The sequence below is a fragment of the Sphingobacterium sp. MYb388 genome, from assembly GCF_037479535.1.
Lineage (GTDB): Bacteria > Bacteroidota > Bacteroidia > Sphingobacteriales > Sphingobacteriaceae > Sphingobacterium > Sphingobacterium anhuiense.
Map to the genome: position 1 here is coordinate 423,452 of NZ_JBBGYV010000003.1, position 18,556 is coordinate 442,007.

Genomic DNA, 18,556 nt, shown 5'->3' on the forward strand with positions numbered 1-18,556 from the left:
TACTCAACATGATAACTTTAAAAACAACACTATCTATTTCTTTGGTCGTATCAGCGATATTTCAGGTGGCTTGCAATAATCCACAAACTAATACTGTCGCTACAGATACCATTAAGCCCATTTTCGTGACCGATGCGGTGCGTTATGATTCCGATGATCCTGCGATCTGGATCAATAAATCTGATCCAAGTAAGAGTTTAGTGATCGCAACGGATAAAGATGCTGACGGAGCGCTTTTTGTCTATGACCTAGCAGGTAAAATTGTAAAGGATAAGGTCGTGCGCAATTTGAAGCGTCCGAATAATGTGGATGTAGCTTATGGGTTGATCTTGAATGGTAAGCCTGTTGATATTGCTGTAACAACAGAACGTATGACGCATAAATTGCGGATATTTTCGCTCCCTGATATGAAGCCTATTGATCAGGGCGGATTGGATATGTTTGCAGGTGAAACAGCGCCTGATTTTAGGGATCTCATGGGCATTGCGCTGTATACTTCATCCAAAGGACAGATTTATGCTATTGTGGGGCGGAAAAATGGTCCTAAGGATGGCTATCTGTGGCAATACCTATTAGAGGATAATGGTTCGGGTGCAGTAAAGGCAACTTTTGTCCGCAAATTTGGTTCTTTTAGCGGAAAGAAGGAGATCGAGGCAATAGCGGTGGATAATGAACTTGGATATATCTACTATTCGGATGAACAGGTGGGAGTAAAGCAATATTATGCAGATCCTGCAAAAGGAAATGAGCAACTGGCTTTATTTGCAACTGAAGGTTTTAAAGAAGATCATGAAGGTATTTCTATTTATAAATTGACCGATAGTACGGGATATATATTGGTTTCGGATCAGGGGGCAAATCGTTTTCAGACTTTTAGCCGTGAAGGAACTAAGACAAATCCATTTGAACATAAGCACTTGAAAACGGTGCCGGTCATGGCTACACAAAGTGATGGTTCGGAGGTTGTATCGGTTAAATTAAATGATACATTTAAACATGGTCTTTTTGTTGCGATGAGTGATGATAAAACTTTCCATTATTATCGCTGGGAAGATATTGCAGGTACAGATTTGAAAATGAAATAGCTAGTTGTTTTTGGGGTAATGAGGCAGGTTTTTTGAACCGGTGGGATATGCTCTTACGATACATCATAGAAAAGCTTATGGACAACGATTGGAATGAAGGGGTGAGTTGATATGATCTTAAAATATCCTTTTTCATCTGGTTTTTACATGGAAACCATTAATTTAGAACTTAGGGGTATTTCACAAAAAGTGAAATACCCCTTAAGTATTCTCTTCCATCTTATTTTTTGGTCACAGTCCAAATGCTAGTGGTTAAATTCTTGTTGAATATATAGCGAAATCTATTTTACCATCGAACATCTATCTATTAACAACTAATATTAACTTACCAAATTAATTAACTATGTGAAAAATAGTTTTTTAATCCTTATTGTTCTCTTTTCGTTTGATCTATTTGCTCAACAGGCAATAGGCGTGGTCTGGGATGTCTTTGTAAATGTAATGGTCGGAACTACATTAAAAAATAGTTCTTTTCTTGGTCAAATCAAGATAGCACTTGTTTGTGGTAGCATGTAGATGAACATGGATAAAGAAGTCGGCGATTGTCTCAGGAAAAGTGGAGCTATAGATGATATGCGTTTTTCTATGAATGATAGTTTTAGAGAATATATTAAAAACTTTTTCGAATAATTATATCATAGTCACTCCATAATATTTAGGTTAGATCTGAAGTCAGAGGTTAGGCCGTCTTTGTGTAGCATTAAAGTAATAGTTTTATAGCGAACAAATTCTCTGGTCACATACATGTAACCTTTGTATTCATTTGCTTTTCCCCATGAATTTTTAACGAGATAATAGGGCTTGCCATTTTGATCTTTTGCAAGCCCCACAATATGCATCGCATGATCGTCTGTCGTGTTCCAATTGTCGAGCGCTTGTTGTCTTTCTGTTGCCGTGATTTTCTTTTCGGACATTGGTTTTTTAAACATGTTTTGCTGTTCGGTATGAGACATTTCATCAAACGATTTGTCGGGTACATACGCAATACCATATGGCCATGAAAATCCTTTATCTGATATATCTGTGGTCCAAGCTACGGTATATCCTTTGTACAGTGCGCTGTCAATAATACGGGTGAGATCATGCATGGGCACATTATAAAAACTGTCAAAAGACCAGTTGTCTGGAACTAGAAGGACGAAAGGCTTATAATAGGGATGGGTCGTAACAGAGGCAATGCGGCTATAATCATCCGGATTGATCCCAATCACTTGATCAGCAAAAGAACGCGCTGTATAGATCTTGCCATTAAAAGCAAACGTGTCTGGTACTTTACCCAAATGCCAGTCCAGTGCAGCAGTATAGAGCTGGGTCCAATGGGGAGGTAATGGTTTACTTTTTACCAAAGATTTTAACAATGCATTCAGCATAGGTGTCATTTTCTTGAAGTCATTGTAAGTATGATTACCATGAAGGCCAGAATAAGCGGTTCTGGGCATTGCTCCATATTTACGGAGTACATTCAATACATCGTGTAGCTGACCACCTTCGCCTAGGGATAATCCTCCATGTAGCTGCACATAATTTTGTGCTCTATCCAGATACGCCTGACGAGCAGTAAAAATTGGCGAAATTGGAACGGGCTTTTTGCCCATGCGGATCATCTCCGACTCTAAAAAAGAATTTCCTGTGTAAGACCAGCAGGTATTTGAAATGCCCTGATGTTTAACAGAAGTGCAACCAAGATTGATCACTTCAGTAAATACATACTCGGTTTTCATCCTGACATCCTTATTTTTATTAAAGATCTGGAGCCCATATCTGATGAGGAATACACTTATAAAAAGTACGATAGCTATAACTAAGAGCCATTTATATTTTTTCATATACATTTTATTATCGTCCTCCATTGATGAATGCAGTGAATTTTGGTAAATATTGCCGCAATAAACGATAGCCAAGCAGACCTAATACAATTATTATTGTAGGACATGCCAGATATAAGAGGAGCAATACTGCCTCAGATTGTGGATGAAGTAATTTAAATAAAAATTTGATCACAAATACGAGCGGTAATCGATGGTAAGCAAAGATGAAAAAGCTGCTATTGGCTAAAAAGGTGTTGGTGTGCCAGCTCCCTTTTTCGATGAAATAAGCGGAAAGTCCAACGGCAAGGATAAGACCGACCATAATGCCTCCGCAATATAAATAGCTCCACCAGCTCTGACCAAGAAAATAGAGTGTTGCAATAACGATAAGTATATAAAGCGGTGCAACAAGCGGTAACATTTGCTTCATGCTGGTGGCGAAGTTTTTCTGGTACATACTAAAATAAGCCCCCGCGGAAAAGAAAAAGAAAGAGACCGTACTAAGTCCCGGCTCATAGAACCAAGGATTAAAAATCCAAAGCAAGCCCAATGCGATGACCACATAAACGCCGATTTTTTTGATGGCAAAACAAATCAGGGGAGATAAAAGGATGACGACTATCAAATCGCGAATAAACCAAAAAGGAGAATTGATAGGTAAGGACTTGTCTAAAGTAGGATTGATCATGGAGGTATCCCAAAATGCCCTGAACCAGTCCTGGACACTGTAATCGATGATCAATTTATTATTTCCAGAAACCAAACCGCCCGATAGGAAAGTCTGAGCAAGGAAAAGAAATAGGATGACAAGTAAGTTCCAAAAGATATAGGGAATCAAGAGTGTATGGACACGATTTTTTAGTTTTTGGAGATAAACCTTTATAGTAAAAACATCTGTTTTATAGAAAAATAGGAATCCCGAGATAAGAAAGAATAGGGGTACACAGGTTGCAAAGATAATTTTGGAAAACAAGATAAAAACATGCGAAAAAATTGGATAGTTAACAAAGTTTATTTGCTTTACTCCTGGTAGGATGATATTTGAAAAATCGGTATGTATAAATATTACTCCTATTATAAGTGGGAACCGAAGGAAATCAATGGTCTTCGATTGCAGTTCTTTTCCAGATATTTTAAAATGATTGGCCTTGTCCATTAATCAGATTGAACTATTGTTTAGTACCTGTTAAATTAAGCATTTATTGACAATTAACCATTAAAATGTTATCATTAATGCAATGAATAACATTTCAATGTCTGTTAATCTCCAGCCTATATAAAAAAAGGGGCTTGATCGAATCAAGCCCCTTGTGGATATGTTCTAAAATGATCAGTTTATTCTAGATCGCACGTACACAACGTACGTTTTTGAATGATGTCTGTAAAAGATCTAGGCCTAATAATTCGACATTTAATGCTTCAAGTGTAGTGGTAGCTTTAATGAAAGGATTCGTATTAAATATATCCGTTGTTGTTGTCGTTGTGCGGGCATAATATCCGTAGTAACCTACTCTTGTACCTAATAAAGTTAAAAGAGGGCCACTAAGTACTGGAGAATCTGTCCAAAATGCAGCAGCTACATTATAACTTGTACCTAGTACAGGAATATTTGTCGATAAAACATTTAAACCGAGCAAATCTGCACTAAGATTTGAAAGTCCAAGACCCAATAGTCCGTTCCCATTTTGACCAATAGCAGTAAGAATTGTGGTATTTGTAATCTGTCCGTTATAGAAAATACGCATATTGTTTGAATTGGATGTGCTAGTGCCAAATGCATTGGTTGTAGTAGTTCCTCCTGTCGATGTGTATTGCGCATGGTTGCCACCTACTGTTCCAACAGAAGATGTTGGAGCTGGATCAGCGACTAATAAATTACCTAAAGCGCCTAGAATATTAGTTAATAATCCATCTGTAGAAGTTAATGAGTTAACCTGCGCAACGCTCGGCTGTTTCCAAGTTCCTGCAGGATATACCCTTGTACAAGGGTCACCTTTTGTTGCTAGGGTATTCGAAAACTGAGACGCTTTAAGTCCTTGATAAGGGAAATAACCATTTGCTTTACTTCTTTGTTCATTTGATGCATAGAATGCATAGCCACGAAGTGCGTCATTATTGTTTCGATCGTATAAATTCGAACGTCCCCACTTTACAGTAGTACCTTCAGAGACTGTTGTCAATGGTGATTCAATGACGTTTAGTAGTAAGTGGTGGCTCTTGCCCAATTCTGGCGTAACTGAGAAATTAAAAGGTGTGGCAGTCGTAAAATATGTACGTGCTACATTGCCATCCACGTGATTAATAGCTAAATTTTGTAATGATACACTGATAGCCTGATTTGCTGTTGTTGATGCCGTGTACACATAAGCAATTTTTGCGTCGTTGTATAATGTATCCACTCTGTTAAAGCTTGCATAGCTGAGGGTAGGTGTATAGGGATTGGCTAAATCAGCAGTCACGGCACCACCATTAAGCAAATCAATACTTCCTGTTGCTAGGTTCAAACCTGATACACTTACAGTTGGTGTACCTGTGATTTCTCCAAAAACACCGATAGTGTTTAATTCGATACCAATACGTGAAAACATGTGGTCGAAAAGCACAGCAATGTTAGAGCTTTCCGCTAAATTAACAGTACCTGTCGCGTATAGTACATCTTTATTCTGGTGAAGTGCAATTGATCCACTTGATGGTGCTAACGAAGGTTGCTCGGTATCTTTTGTATTGTATGAAAGCGCTACCCAAGTGTAAGAAGCTGCAGGATCAAGCCCCTCAATAGTACCAGCTGTTCCTGCCGTTAATTCTTTAGCGGTAACCAATGTAGTTCCGGAGTAGATATACACGATATATTTGGCCCCCTCAACCATATCTTCTGTAACACCAGGAGCAGCATCAGCGGCTAAACCATTTGAGCGTGCTGTACCAGCGATGTTACTAGTAGTTTTTACAGGTAAGGTGTTGTCGGTAGACACTCCCATGTCTACATCGGAGAAAGAATAAATTTTGTTCGTATTCGTTTTTTTATTTGATGATGTAAGTCCCATACGTTTAACAGCCCCATCAGTGTCATTATTTTTGATACCATTTACGGAGAATGTTAACTTATTGTTTTTGGAGTCTACAATTGCTGAGTTGTTATCTTTTGAGCAGCTCGTTATTAACGTGCCTGGAATTGCAAGTATTGCCATTGCAACAATCCAGCTAGCTCCTTTTTTTTGTATAAATTTCATTTTTTTCCTTTTTGTTGTTATTAAGAATAGATATACTTCCTAGGATGCGTCACCGTTAATTGTGTCATCATCTCCGGCTCCCCAGCCAGTTGCTTGTGGAGTTGCTTGAGGTGATGCTCCCGATCCAGCTGCAATTCCTTGTTCTAATTCGATTACCAGCTCCTCAATAGTTGGAGCCATGTACATTTTTTTGTTGTTCTTGTTCATAATGTTATTTATTTTATAATACCATACTGTCTCCAGTTTAGCTTTTAAATTATTTACACGATTAAGTAATTTTTTTATTTATTATGTTGTAACATGGATTTGAATACAAAGGAGTGTTTGTAAATTTACACATATCATTGTTAATCAGTTTTTTAAGTCAGTATGATAAATTTTAGTTAATTAATATGTTTAAACATGTGTTGTTGGTAATAAATTTTCTTTTCAAAATGTAATAATAGGAATTAATATCAACTTTGGCAAAATAAATATTCAAAAATTATTTTTAACCATGTTTTGAATCGAGAAAATCAATTACCTTATTATTTGTTATAACATTGGTTTTTGTTTTTTATTATGAAATAGTTGTTTATCTAATTTTCTTTTTAAGTTTTTTAGTAACTATCTTTTATTGTTAATCAACAATTCTATTGTGTTGATTTTTGTTTTAGGAAAAATACAGATTTTTGTAATCTAATTCCTACATCAATATTTCGAAATTATAGCTATTTAACAATTAGTTTTTGTGTTTTAATTTTATTGTTTTTTGACGGTTATATAATTAGCTTATTCCTATTAACAAAAATATTAGGAAAATTGTTTTAAAGAGCTTTAATAATATTGATGAAAATTTACCTGTTAACTTAATACCTGTATTGTAATGGGTTTTTTGAGTTTATTTTAACTAAACATTGCGTTCATTTTTTAGGGACGAATGTGTTTCATCTTCTTTCATATATATAGAAATTACTTATTAATGTCTCTGATGAGTTTAGTGTTATTAGAAAAAGACCTCTTTCAAAATAAATATTTATATTTTTTTCTTCCTGTAAGGATCGCGATTTTATTTTTTGTTACGAGGTGCTATATTTTGATAATGAAGCATTAAATTTTATACCACAGCCAGTGAACGATTATTTTAAATTTGAATACTTAATTGCACTGATTTAACATGGTCTCATAGATGCTTTCATAAACTAAAAACGAAGCGAGAGGGTGATGTAATGACCTGTATACAAAAATAAATATTGAGACTCAATTAATTCATTATTGCTTTGGTTAGCTATATCTTCGTTGTCATTATGTTGTGTAGCATACTATCGTGATGTTTTGGGAAAGACATGAAATACTGCGCTAAAAGAAAAACTTATAGCATATCGTTTTTTAACAGTTTTAATGTTATGATTTCGAAAATATATCAAAAATCAAGCAGTAAGGTTCTTCTAGCGATTGTCGCTTTCCTATGTATGACCGCTTATTCCTGGAAAGAAACTCAAGATAGTGTCACGAATGGCGAAACTGTTGTAAAAGTAAATCTTCTTGGCGTAGCTAATCATGTTTTCAGTAAGGATAATGTCGCTTCCAAAAAAGGGAAATTAGGCCATGAGGCTTCTTATAATGTACAAGTGGGTACAGAACTTTTTCTAGCAGTAGTTCATTTGAGATAACGTTAAGCACTGCTTCTTAGGCTGTGTCAAATGAGTTGCAGTTGTCAACTTCAAATCGCAATGCAACAATGACTGATCGCACTCCGCTGAATTAAAATAATAAATATAAAGTATTGGTATATAATGCGGATGGTGATTCTGTAACAGAAAAGCTCTATACCAACGAAGTCGGTGATCAAGGTGGTGTCACTTTAGATGCAGGAAAGACCAATTCGTTTAATAGTACAACGTCAGTTCCTGCTGTAGTGGATGGAAGTAAACTGAGCGGAGCAAGTTTAAAAGGAATTGATAGTGGTCTGATGTATTTTTCAGGGAAAATGCCCTTTCAGCCGGTGAGAATAATTTGAATGTAATCATAAAGCATCAATATAGCCAGATTATCACCTGTATTAAAATGAGACCGAATACAACTGGAGCGATCACAAGTATTGTTACTCCGATAATAAATGAAACTCATGTAAGTGCAAACCTGAAGCTTGCAGATGGTAGTTTGATCTATAAAAGCTTAAATAAAGCGGGTGTCAATGTCGTATTTCCTGCTTTCGGGAAAGGTTTGCGTGAAGTGACAATCCTTCCAACAATTATGATATATCCTAATGATTTTGCTAGGATATTAAAATTTAGAAGTATGACGATTGGTGATGAAACTTTCATAATAGGGGGAGGTAGCGGTGTTAAAAAAGTTTTCTGTAAACTGGCAAAGTAATTAATCTTCAATAAATATAGAGTTGATAAAATTAAAAGGAAATTGAAAAAGACATTTCTAAGTCCGCGAGTTGAAACTGCTCAAGTGTGAGATGTTAGCGGTACGGTACAACAGGAATGGACTGATGGTCTCAATGATTCCCGTACCCTAGATTGTTAATAGTGTCTGAATAATTTGATAGTTCCCGATCGCAAATGGGGAACTATCTTTTTTCTCAAAAACTTTCTGTTGATGACAGAATTGAAAGTTTGAGCTTTGGTTGTAGATGGCTAGCTACAAAAGGTTTAGCACTTGTAGTTGATCATCTACAGATGCAATTATTTAGAGTAAAATTGTATTTATACAAGCGAATATTATCTAGGTTTGCTCAACTTAAAATCTGAAAGTAAGTTTGTAATTCCTTTATAGACAGTGTGATAGTTCGGGGTGTGATTTTCAGGTTAGGATTAAATATTTAAAAATAAAGAAAATAAAAATGAAAACTAACAAAGTATTTTTGGCTAACTCTACAGGCCAATTAAGTTATGAGTCTCCTCGTGTTGGTATGCTTCAAGTAGAACTTGAACATAGCATTGCAGCGGCTTCCGCAATGAATAACTCTATCAATGAATCTTGGAAAACTGAGACGCAAGCACAGGATCAAGAGTGGTCATAATTACCTACATTTTCAATGATAATTTAAATATAATGAAAAAAAATACAATTAAACTGGGCTTAGCTACTACTTTAGCGTTAGCACTTTTTATTTCTTCTTGTAATAAAGATACTAATGAAGTAATTAACGGTAATTCTACGGTAAGCTTACAAATTGGTCAGACTTATGCTAAAGACGAACCTGTCAAGGCTGCTTCTGTAGGACGCAGCTATGCATCGGCGATACAAACGGCTGAAATTCCTTTTGACAATGAATATACTTTGGTAGCGACTTTGACACCGGTAAGTTCATCAAATGCTGCAAGTGGCTTAAAAGCGGCAAACCGTGCGGCGGCAGTGAATACAGGTAATGAAGAAAATGAATTGAAACAAGGTACTGTATACTATGTCGCAATTTTTGATGCTGCTGGTAATTATAAAGAAACAAAGAATTTTACACAAGGTAGCAATTCTGCAGATTTTGCCATTGCTAAAGGTAATTATACCTTTCTGATCTATGCTTCTGGAACAAATAAAGCATTGCCTACAATAACGGCGGGTGCAACACTAAGCACTGTTAATTTTACAGGTCTTCAAGCTGATCAGGATTTTATGTTGGATCAGGTTGAGTTTGAAGTAAAAGCTGGTCAAAATGTATTAACGGCTAAATTGGAGCATCTGTTTACACAGGTTGCATTAAAATTTGATACTTCTGAATTAACGGGTGCTACCACCATTGCAGGGGCTACAATTACGCCTTCAAATGAAAACGTGAATGTGACATTAGCAAATGGTGCATTAACTTATAGTACAGGAAGTAAAACTGTTCCTTTTAATTTACCAGTAAAGACTGGAAAAGTAATTTTATCTGATAATGCTTTTATTACGACTGCCGCCACATCAAACGGAACTATAGCGTTATCTGGGGTTTCTATTAATGGGAGTGCGCCAAGAAATATCAGTAAAAGCGACTGGACTCTTAGGCCTGGTGTTAAGTATGTGCTTGAATATAAGTTAAGATCACCCATCAGTGTAAATATCGGTGGTCAAGTATGGGCATTGGGTAACTTAACATATAGCAATGGTGTATATGGCTTTGCTAAGACTAATGATACTTATGGTAACTATTGGTTTCCAGGTTTTCAAAAACCGAAAGTAATCGATGGTACGAATTACAATCAAGGACCTTCGACAGCTATTAACGGGAATTCTTCAGATCCTTGTTCTTTGGTATTACCTTTGAATACCTGGAGACTGCCTACCGCAACAGAATTCGATAAATTGATAAGTAATACTAATCCTAATGGAATAGATAATCATGGTCCTAATATTTATCAGCCTGCCCGTTGGATAGATAGCTATGATGGTACTAAAGCGACTAATGTAGGTATGTTCTTTGGTACTCAGATCAATCCTGTCGATCGACATGGTTATTTATATTTACCTTATGGAGGTGCATACCATAATAATGCTGATGGTGGTGGTTTATTTGGCTCTCAAGGTTACTATTTATTGGCAGGTGAGAAATTCTTTCGTATGGGGGCAAGTGGCCCTTGGGATATAAACAATGCAGCGCCTGCTTCTTCGACAACTGCTATGCAGATCCGTTGTGTTAAGTAATGTAAGTAAATAAAAGTTTTAATATATCTCTTTTAAGAGCGCTTTCTATTGAAAGCGCTCTTTTTTTACTCTTCTAATTTTCATAGATTTATAACATCCATCACATTGAATTCTAGCCTTAATGACGTTTCGTTATGATATTGGTCTCTTAAGGGCAATTGTTGTTTGTTTTACTCTATCATTATAATTTTCCATTTTTTGAGGGCGGATATATAGGGGTTGACATATTTTTTGTGATATTAAGTTTTTTGATTACTAAAATTATTTTAACAGAGATTAAAGGGAATCGATTTTCTTATTTCTCATTTATTGAAAGAAGAATGAAACGCATTGTTCTAGCTCTTTTAGGTGTTACGGCACTAATGCTAATTATATAACCTCTTCTCTATTTTGATGTAGATCTGAAACTTAATGCTAAGTATATTGCATTAAGCCTATCTTTTATATCTAATATATTACGGTAGCTTATCTAGTGATTATTTTTCGCCAGATGCTCAGGACAATCTTTTTTTACATAGCTGGTCCCTAGCTGTTGAATAGCAATTTTATTTAGTATATCCTCTTGCTTTATGGACAATTAAGGATCGGTACTTACATCATTTAAAACAATTTCGCTTTATTTTAATTGTTTTAACGGTAATATCTCTTTCTCTTGGTATGGGAAGTCGTAGCAGTTGGGCTTTTTATTTGATGCCGACGCGGATTTGGGAATTTTTAATTGGGGGTTTGGCTTTTTTGTACAGTCAAGAATTAAAAGTTAGGTTGAAACCATTCTTAACAGCACTAACCATTATGAGCTTAGTACTAATGTTTGTTTCCGCTCTATTTATTCGCGCAAATCATACATGGTCTCCAATATTAGTTGTAATTCCTGTTTTGGCAACTGCTGTTTTATTGACTATAGATCATCAATTGGTATGGTTTCAAAATAGCGGAATTCAATTTTTAGGAAAAATTTCTTACTCTTTGTACCTGTGGCATTGGCCATTTTATGTGCTCTATCGAAAATTTGAGTTTTTGATGCAATGGCGTTATAGTATTCTTATTCCTTTTTTTCTTTCTTTTATTTTTGCTATCCTATCTTTTTATCTGTTTGAGCGAAAGAAAAATATATTTGGCGCTAAGATTTTAACAATTTCTGGATGTGTAGTTGCTTTACTTGCAACAATGCTCTTTGTATTTCCTAATCATACATTATGGGATAAAATTCGCCTCGTTGATAATCAATATGTCCATTATTTTCAACAGGATGAGCATCAGCATTTGAACCCATGTAATTGCTATATCACAAGAAGCCCGAATTATAACACCTATGATAAAGAAGAATGTTTGAAAATCGATGTGGGAAAAGAAAATATCTTATTGATCGGGGACAGCCATGCGGCGCAGCTTTCTACGGCTTTTAGAAATGCCTTGAAAGAAGATCAGCATCTGCTTGAGATGAGTTTAAGCCTAACTTTTCCTTTTCCAGATCCAAAAGGTTATGATAAGTCAGTTCAGTTATGGAACTATTTTTATACCGAGTTCCTGCCTAAAAATGAGAATAAAATCAATAAGGTGTTTATTTCTGTTCATTGGTTAATGAATACATATGAGGAAATGAACTATACACCTAAAGAAATAAAGCAAGGTTTAAGTCAGATGACTGCGCTCTTTGATAGTTATGGGCTACAGTATTATTTCATCGGACAAACCGAACTTTATCAGGTTCCTTACCGACAGGTTGCATTAAAGAAAATGTTTAACCCTGTTCTAGATGAGCAGCAATTTATTCTAGACGAAGGGCAACAAGTTAATGAATTTCTGAAACGAATTATCCCGGAGCAACATTATATTGATATTTATAAACATGGAGAAATAGAGCACAATTCTCAGGAAATGGGGATGTCTTACATGTTTGATAAACATCATCTTAGTGCATTTGGGGCTAGTCAGGTTGTAGATTATCTGCTACGTAAGGAATATCTGTGATCGCATATACGCTGTTAATGAAAGGAGCTTTATACATGTTAGTATAAAGCTCCTTTTTTATCTGCTATTCCGATTATTTATCCAGCGATAATATGTTGCCCTTTGCCTGCATTGAAATGATCAAGTAGGGTCGGGTTTAAAATTGTACAGGTTTTTAGCATTTCCCGGACAGGATATTTTTCAACAATATCTTTTAATGAGCGGAGATGCTTATCATGGTGCAGGTCTGTTCCGACAAAATCGTACATTCCCGATTTAACAAGTGTCATGGCAATGGCTTTTACATCAACACCATAATATCTGCTCAGAGATAAAAGGTTTAATTGTAAATAACATCCAGCATCTTTTATCTGTTTGTAAATGTTGAAATTGCTATGGTAATAGTTATACCGTTCGGGATGTGCTAAAATAGGTTTGTATCCTAATTTTTGAATATTCAATATCGTTTGAAATAAAGCCTTCGATTCGGAAAGGTATGACATTTCAATCAAAACATATCCGCCAGGCATTAAGCACAAATCATTGCTCTCAACCAGTGCATGAAGACCGTCGTCGATCATGTGTTCTGCGGCAGCAAAAATCTCCACATCGCTTCCTGAATTTTTTAATCCTTCGCTTAGTGCATGGTGGGCTTGTCCAATGCTAAATTTAGTATTAGGATGTACACCCTCCATGATATGTGGAGTACAAATAAATTTTTTGAAACCAAGGCTGCTTAATTCCTTAATATAGCCTAATGATTGCTGTACTGATGTGCTACCGTCATCAATGCCCGGTAGTAAATGATTATGCATGTCAACTTCAAGAAAATCCAATTGTGATATGGATCGAACCGAAGCGGCATTTTTATTTTTTGTGAATAGATTGCTAAAAAAAGACATCTGTGATTTTAGTAATAATTGTTTTTCGATAGTATAGATTAAAGTACGTTGCGATCTGACAAATATTCGCATATTAAGCAAAATTGAAATATGAGCTTAAAGCCTGTTTTCACAACGTTATTTTCCCCAATTTATTGTAAATAAATGTTCTCAATTAGTGTGCCAACATTACTTGTGAGGAAATGTGTTTGAAAGGATGATAATATAACTGTTTAAACAGTTAAAGCCTTGATAAAGAAATTTTTTAGAATTTTATTTAGTAAAGTTTTTAAATCAAAAACCTTTTTGTAAGATTTTTGTTATTAACCCTGCCACTTCGCTAGAAAGCATATTAAAAGTGAACCGGTTTTATTAATAATTAATAAATATATGAAAATTTATATGCTGGGATTGCCAATTTTTAAGTAAATTGGTGTTGTGAATTATAATATTGAATAGGAGCCATTTAAGGGTCATCTAAATACCCTTTACTAACCATATCCTATTAATAAGAGTGAACTGTTAGCAATAAGATTATGATAAGTTTTTTTGGAGATTTAAAAAGACATTTATATCGAGACCATCCGCGTTGGATTATTTTGATAATCGATATGTTTATTGTATTTGTCAGTTATGTACTGTCTATTTATGTACTTTATGATATTAAGGGCTTTACTGATATTTGCATGGCGATGAAAAAGTTAATCGTTACTCTTCCCGTATATTGCATATTTTTTGTTTGCAACAGTACATTTAAAGGAATCGTGCGCCAGACGGGTATTCAAGATGCAATTAAAATATTCAAAACTACAGTAACTGCTTATATTGTGCTCATGCTATTTATGATAGTCGTTAAATCTGTGGTGACAAGGGGAAGTGTGGTCTCCGATTTCCTAAGATTACCTTATGGACTATTGACCATGCAGTTCTGTATGTTACTGGTATTCATGATCGGTTCTCGTGTGGTATATCGTACGGTATTTGAATATCTCTCATTATCTGCCAGAAAGTTGGAAAACGTCTTGATTTTTGGTGCTTCTCGTCCCGGACTCTCAACTTACTCTCTTTTGAAAGAAGACCCTCAAGTGAAATATCATGTAATTGCATTCGTAGAGGATCAGTTAAATCGAGTGGGTAAACGGCTTGCGGGTTTAAAAATTCTGGATATAACTGAAATTACATCAGATTTTATTAAAAGAAACCGTATAACGGATGTGATTATTGCTGTAGAAAATAATGATCCGGAACGTTTGCAATATGTTTCGGATTGGTTCCATCAGCTTGGTCTTGAACTTAAAATCATGTCTCCTGCGCGTATTCTACCTAATTCAAGAGTGAATCGTGAGATCAGACCTTTAGAAATTGATGATTTATTGGGACGTAAGCCTATCAAACTGGATCACCATGAGATAGAAGCCGAGATGGAAGGTAAAGTAATTTTGGTGACAGGTGCAGCAGGATCAATTGGCTCAGAGCTTGCTCGGCAAATTGCCCGACGTTCTTATAAAAAATTGATTTTATTAGATCAAGCTGAATCTCCTTTGTATGATATACAACAATCAATAAAATGCAGCTATCCTGAACATTTACATTGTGTTGTTGGAGATGTGCGTAATTATTTTTTCATGCAAAAGATATTTGCAGAGTATCATCCGGATTTGGTATTTCATGCGGCGGCCTATAAACATGTGCCCTTAATGGAGGCTAATCCATACGAATCAATACAGACAAATGTGCTAGGAAGTAAAAATGTTGTAGACCTCTCGATGAAATATGGGGTTAAAAAAATGGTCATGGTATCCACGGATAAAGCGGTTAACCCGACTAATATTATGGGAGCAACAAAGCGCATGGCTGAAATATATGTGAGCAGTTGCAGTGGAAAATCCGATACTCAATTTATCATTACCCGATTTGGTAATGTGCTAGGTTCTAATGGATCGGTAATCCCACTTTTTGAGAAACAGATGGAGCAAGGCGGGCCATTGACATTGACTCATCCTGATATCACCCGATTTTTTATGACAATTCCAGAAGCTTGTCAATTGGTCCAAGAAGCTGGAGTAATGGGAAAAGGGGGAGAGATTTTTGTGTTTGATATGGGTAAGTCAATTCGTATCATCGATCTGGCAAAACGTATGATTAATTTGAAAGGTTATCGTTATCCAGAAGATATTGATATCAAAATCGTTGGGTTACGCCCTGGAGAGAAGATCTATGAAGAGCTTCTTGCGAATAATGAGAATACAATAAAGACTCACCATCCCAAAATAATGATAGCGAAGGTAAATCACGACGATTTGCTTCAAAAAGTAGAACGAATTAATTATTTGTGTCAACATATAGTAGGTCCGCATGCTATTTTACCCGATTTTATGAATCTCGTGAGACATATGAAAAAAATAGTTCCTGAATTTAAGTCGCAGAATTCAGAATTCGAAATACTGGATAATGAAGTTTTGGACATGGAAATTATGGATAAAATAGTTTCTGAAGTACCGATCTATCCTATCGCTAGAAATGCTTAACAGGATATTTCCTTAATAAATAATTTCCTTGTTTAGGAGTATTATATTCTTTAATTAGAAAATTATCATTCGAAATATAGATTGATGTAGTGGGGTAGCTACAAATTTATAAACAATCTATTTTTTATCCAACGATCTTCATAGGTGTACAGTTATAATAGTTATTATTGTTACTATTTTAATGCTCACATAATTTGATGTCAGCAAAATATGCTGCATGGAGTATCGATGCCTGCGCTTGCCATACATCTGAAGAAAATATACTGAACTCTTGTCAACACTAAAAAAGAAAAAAACATTTCTCCTTCGAGCTTTATTGATCGGAGCACTTATTGCTTCTTTTATATACTTAGGTGTTATTTTTATTTACCAGTATTATGAACAGCAAAAGGTAAAAGAACGTCTTGATGCTGCATATGCATCTTCATATAAACAATCTTCTGGACTTGATCGATTATTTTCCGTATATAGTGAAGCCGAAAACCTCTTCAGGTTGTATACCGTGAATTTTGATAAGCCTACTTTTTCAGCTTACAAAAATAAATTGGATACGATTAGGTATTCTGTAGACTCATTGTCGAAATTGCCTTTGAAGGAAAATTTAATGCAGGTGAGTGCAGAAGATATGGAGCAAAAGAAGGTGCTTTCACAAGAATTTGCGACATTAAAGCAGACGGTAGATCAACTCATATTCTTTACAAAGGACTCCTTGTCTGTTTTATCTTCGTCCAATAAAACATTATTAAGGGATCCTAAGTTTGAGCAGGTCGATTCGATTGTAAAGAGGATAATGAGTGACACCTCCTTTAATACATTAAAGAAAGATACGACAATCCGAAAAAAAGAAAATCTCTTTAAACGTATTTTTAAAGCTAAAAATGATACGCTTGTCGCTAGGACGATTACACAGGATTTTAATACGTTGCAAAAAGATGTAATTTCCCGTAATATAGCCTACCTAATACAGCAAAATAAAAAAGTTTACCGTCAAAATTTAAAGAACCTCCAAGAAAAGTTTGTTGCTCTTCAAGATAAAGAAAAACAACTGGTGCTGGCAAATAGAAGCTTACTGGATAATCTGAGGAAGGGAATTGATGTTATTAAAAGTCACGAGTTAGCGCTACTACGAAAAGCAGAAAAAAAAGACTTGGCATTATACAAAGAAAGTACACATAATTTTAGAAATCAGCTTATTGGATCTTTTATCATAATTGGACTGTCAATTATCCTCATTTTCTTCTATCAGTCAAATGCCGTTTCTTATGAACGTAAATTGCAGGAGGAGAAGGATTATGCATCACAGGTAGCGGCTGAGAAAACGACTATTTTAGCTAGTGTAAGTCATGAGGTACGATCGCCAATCAATGCATTGCAGGGAATAATTAATATATTAAGAAAGAATAACGGTGGTAATGTGATCCATCCTGAATATCTTAACTCTGCTTCGCACGAAATAGATGTAATCAATAGTACTGTAAATGACATATTAAATCTGAGTAAACTGGAAGCAGGGGCAATGGATGTGCAATATGATTATTTTGCACCGCACCAATTATTACTAAATATCCTTAATTTACACAATCATCAAGCCCAAAATAAAAATATTACTATTGTTAAAAAAATAGAAATAGACCCTACATTATTAATTTATAGCAGTGAGTTTAGAATGAAGCAGATCGTTTCTAATCTGATCAGTAATGCCATTAAATATACTTCTCAAGGAGAAGTCAGTATCACTGCTTATCTGAAACTGAAAAATGGAAAAACAACGCTGTTTGTGGCTGTTCAGGATAGTGGTATTGGTATTCTAGAAGAAGAACAGGCGCTGGTATTTCGTCAGTACTATATGGCCGGAGCGAAGAAGCAAACAAGTAGTTTTGGGCTGGGGTTATATATATCGAAATTATTTGCCCAACAAATGGAGGGCAATATTGATTTGGTCAGCACATTAGGAAAAGGATCTACATTTACTTTGGTACTTCCTGTCGAAAAAACGAAAATAGTGGAAACCACCGCTGTACAGTATACATTGGAAGATCTTCCTCAAGAAATGAAGATTGTGATCATTGATGATAACAGGATTAATGTTCTTTACTTGAATCACTATTTTAAAGATTTTCCAAATGTACATATCTTTGAACAAGGTCATGTTGCACTTGTATATATGGATGAAAATGAAGTTGATGTCGTAATCACAGATTTAAGGATGGCTGATCTTGACGGTTGGGGAATTTTAAATAAGATACGAGCAAAAAAAGAATGGGAACTAGTTAGGGTATTTGTTTTTACGGCAGACAGTATGTATCTGGAAGTTGCTGAACAAAAGCAGGTAAATCTTTTTGATGCAAAATTGAAAAAACCATTGGATGCTCACGACCTAATTTCCTCTATTAAGAGGTCGATGGGATAACTAATGCGACTGCAATTAGTGTGGCCGGTAACTTCTGAATTAAAATATAACGA

The 18,556-nt window shown here is 35.4% G+C and carries 13 protein-coding genes and 1 pseudogene; 9 read left to right on the top strand and 5 right to left on the bottom strand.

The features are described 5' to 3' along the window. Nucleotides 1–8 precede the first annotated feature (8 nt). Nucleotides 9–1,085, top strand: coding sequence for a phytase (locus WH188_RS12280; RefSeq protein ID WP_339424074.1), 1,077 nt, complete (start codon nucleotides 9–11; stop codon nucleotides 1,083–1,085). A gap of 641 nt (nucleotides 1,086–1,726) precedes the next feature. Here the strand turns inward: WH188_RS12280 and WH188_RS12285 are convergent. From WH188_RS12285 to WH188_RS12300, 4 genes are all read right to left on the bottom strand, one after another. Continuing rightward, nucleotides 1,727–2,911 (bottom strand): C1 family peptidase, encoded by a 1,185-nt coding sequence (locus WH188_RS12285; RefSeq protein ID WP_339424075.1) that lies wholly within the window; start codon nucleotides 2,909–2,911, stop codon nucleotides 1,727–1,729. A gap of 10 nt (nucleotides 2,912–2,921) precedes the next feature. After that, nucleotides 2,922–4,049 (bottom strand): acyltransferase family protein, encoded by a 1,128-nt coding sequence (locus WH188_RS12290; protein WP_339424076.1) that lies wholly within the window; start codon nucleotides 4,047–4,049, stop codon nucleotides 2,922–2,924. A 184-nt stretch (nucleotides 4,050–4,233) separates the two neighbouring features. Next, a complete protein-coding gene (locus WH188_RS12295) occupies nucleotides 4,234–6,123 on the bottom strand; it encodes a hypothetical protein (protein ID WP_339424077.1) in 1,890 nt (629 codons plus the stop codon). Between the two features lie 39 nt (nucleotides 6,124–6,162). Beyond that, nucleotides 6,163–6,330: a hypothetical protein gene (locus WH188_RS12300; RefSeq protein ID WP_165905868.1), complete on the bottom strand. Its 168-nt coding sequence runs from the start codon at nucleotides 6,328–6,330 to the stop codon at nucleotides 6,163–6,165. A 1,178-nt stretch (nucleotides 6,331–7,508) separates the two neighbouring features. Here WH188_RS12300 and WH188_RS12305 point away from each other — a divergent pair. From WH188_RS12305 to WH188_RS12330, 6 genes and pseudogenes are all read left to right on the top strand, one after another. Further along, nucleotides 7,509–7,775 carry a hypothetical protein gene (locus WH188_RS12305; RefSeq protein WP_132769520.1) on the top strand — a complete coding sequence of 89 codons (267 nt, stop codon included), beginning with the start codon at nucleotides 7,509–7,511 and terminating at the stop codon, nucleotides 7,773–7,775. Between the two features lie 113 nt (nucleotides 7,776–7,888). Continuing rightward, entirely contained in the window at nucleotides 7,889–8,122 is a 234-nt protein-coding gene (locus tag WH188_RS12310) for a hypothetical protein (RefSeq protein WP_339424078.1), read from the top strand. Between the two features lie 47 nt (nucleotides 8,123–8,169). Next, the gene (locus WH188_RS12315) at nucleotides 8,170–8,481 is read left to right on the top strand and encodes a hypothetical protein (protein WP_339424079.1); all 312 of its coding nucleotides are present in this window, start codon (nucleotides 8,170–8,172) and stop codon (nucleotides 8,479–8,481) included. A gap of 496 nt (nucleotides 8,482–8,977) precedes the next feature. Further along, nucleotides 8,978–9,136, top strand: a complete 159-nt coding sequence (locus tag WH188_RS12320; protein WP_165905867.1) for a hypothetical protein — start codon at nucleotides 8,978–8,980, stop codon at nucleotides 9,134–9,136. Nucleotides 9,137–9,168: 32 nt separating this feature from the next. After that, the gene (locus WH188_RS12325; protein ID WP_339424080.1) at nucleotides 9,169–10,734 is read left to right on the top strand and encodes a hypothetical protein; all 1,566 of its coding nucleotides are present in this window, start codon (nucleotides 9,169–9,171) and stop codon (nucleotides 10,732–10,734) included. 552 nt (nucleotides 10,735–11,286) lie between these two features. Then, nucleotides 11,287–12,705: pseudogene (locus WH188_RS12330) on the top strand (acyltransferase family protein); the annotation flags it as partial. Nucleotides 12,706–12,782: 77 nt separating this feature from the next. Here the strand turns inward: WH188_RS12330 and WH188_RS12335 are convergent. Next, a complete protein-coding gene (locus WH188_RS12335; protein ID WP_243655401.1) occupies nucleotides 12,783–13,658 on the bottom strand; it encodes a tyrosine-protein phosphatase in 876 nt (291 codons plus the stop codon). A gap of 599 nt (nucleotides 13,659–14,257) precedes the next feature. Here WH188_RS12335 and WH188_RS12340 point away from each other — a divergent pair. After that, nucleotides 14,258–16,093, top strand: coding sequence for a nucleoside-diphosphate sugar epimerase/dehydratase (locus WH188_RS12340; RefSeq protein ID WP_339424081.1), 1,836 nt, complete (start codon nucleotides 14,258–14,260; stop codon nucleotides 16,091–16,093). A gap of 271 nt (nucleotides 16,094–16,364) precedes the next feature. Beyond that, nucleotides 16,365–18,503: an ATP-binding response regulator gene (locus tag WH188_RS12345; protein WP_132769510.1), complete on the top strand. Its 2,139-nt coding sequence runs from the start codon at nucleotides 16,365–16,367 to the stop codon at nucleotides 18,501–18,503. Nucleotides 18,504–18,556: the final 53 nt, after the last annotated feature.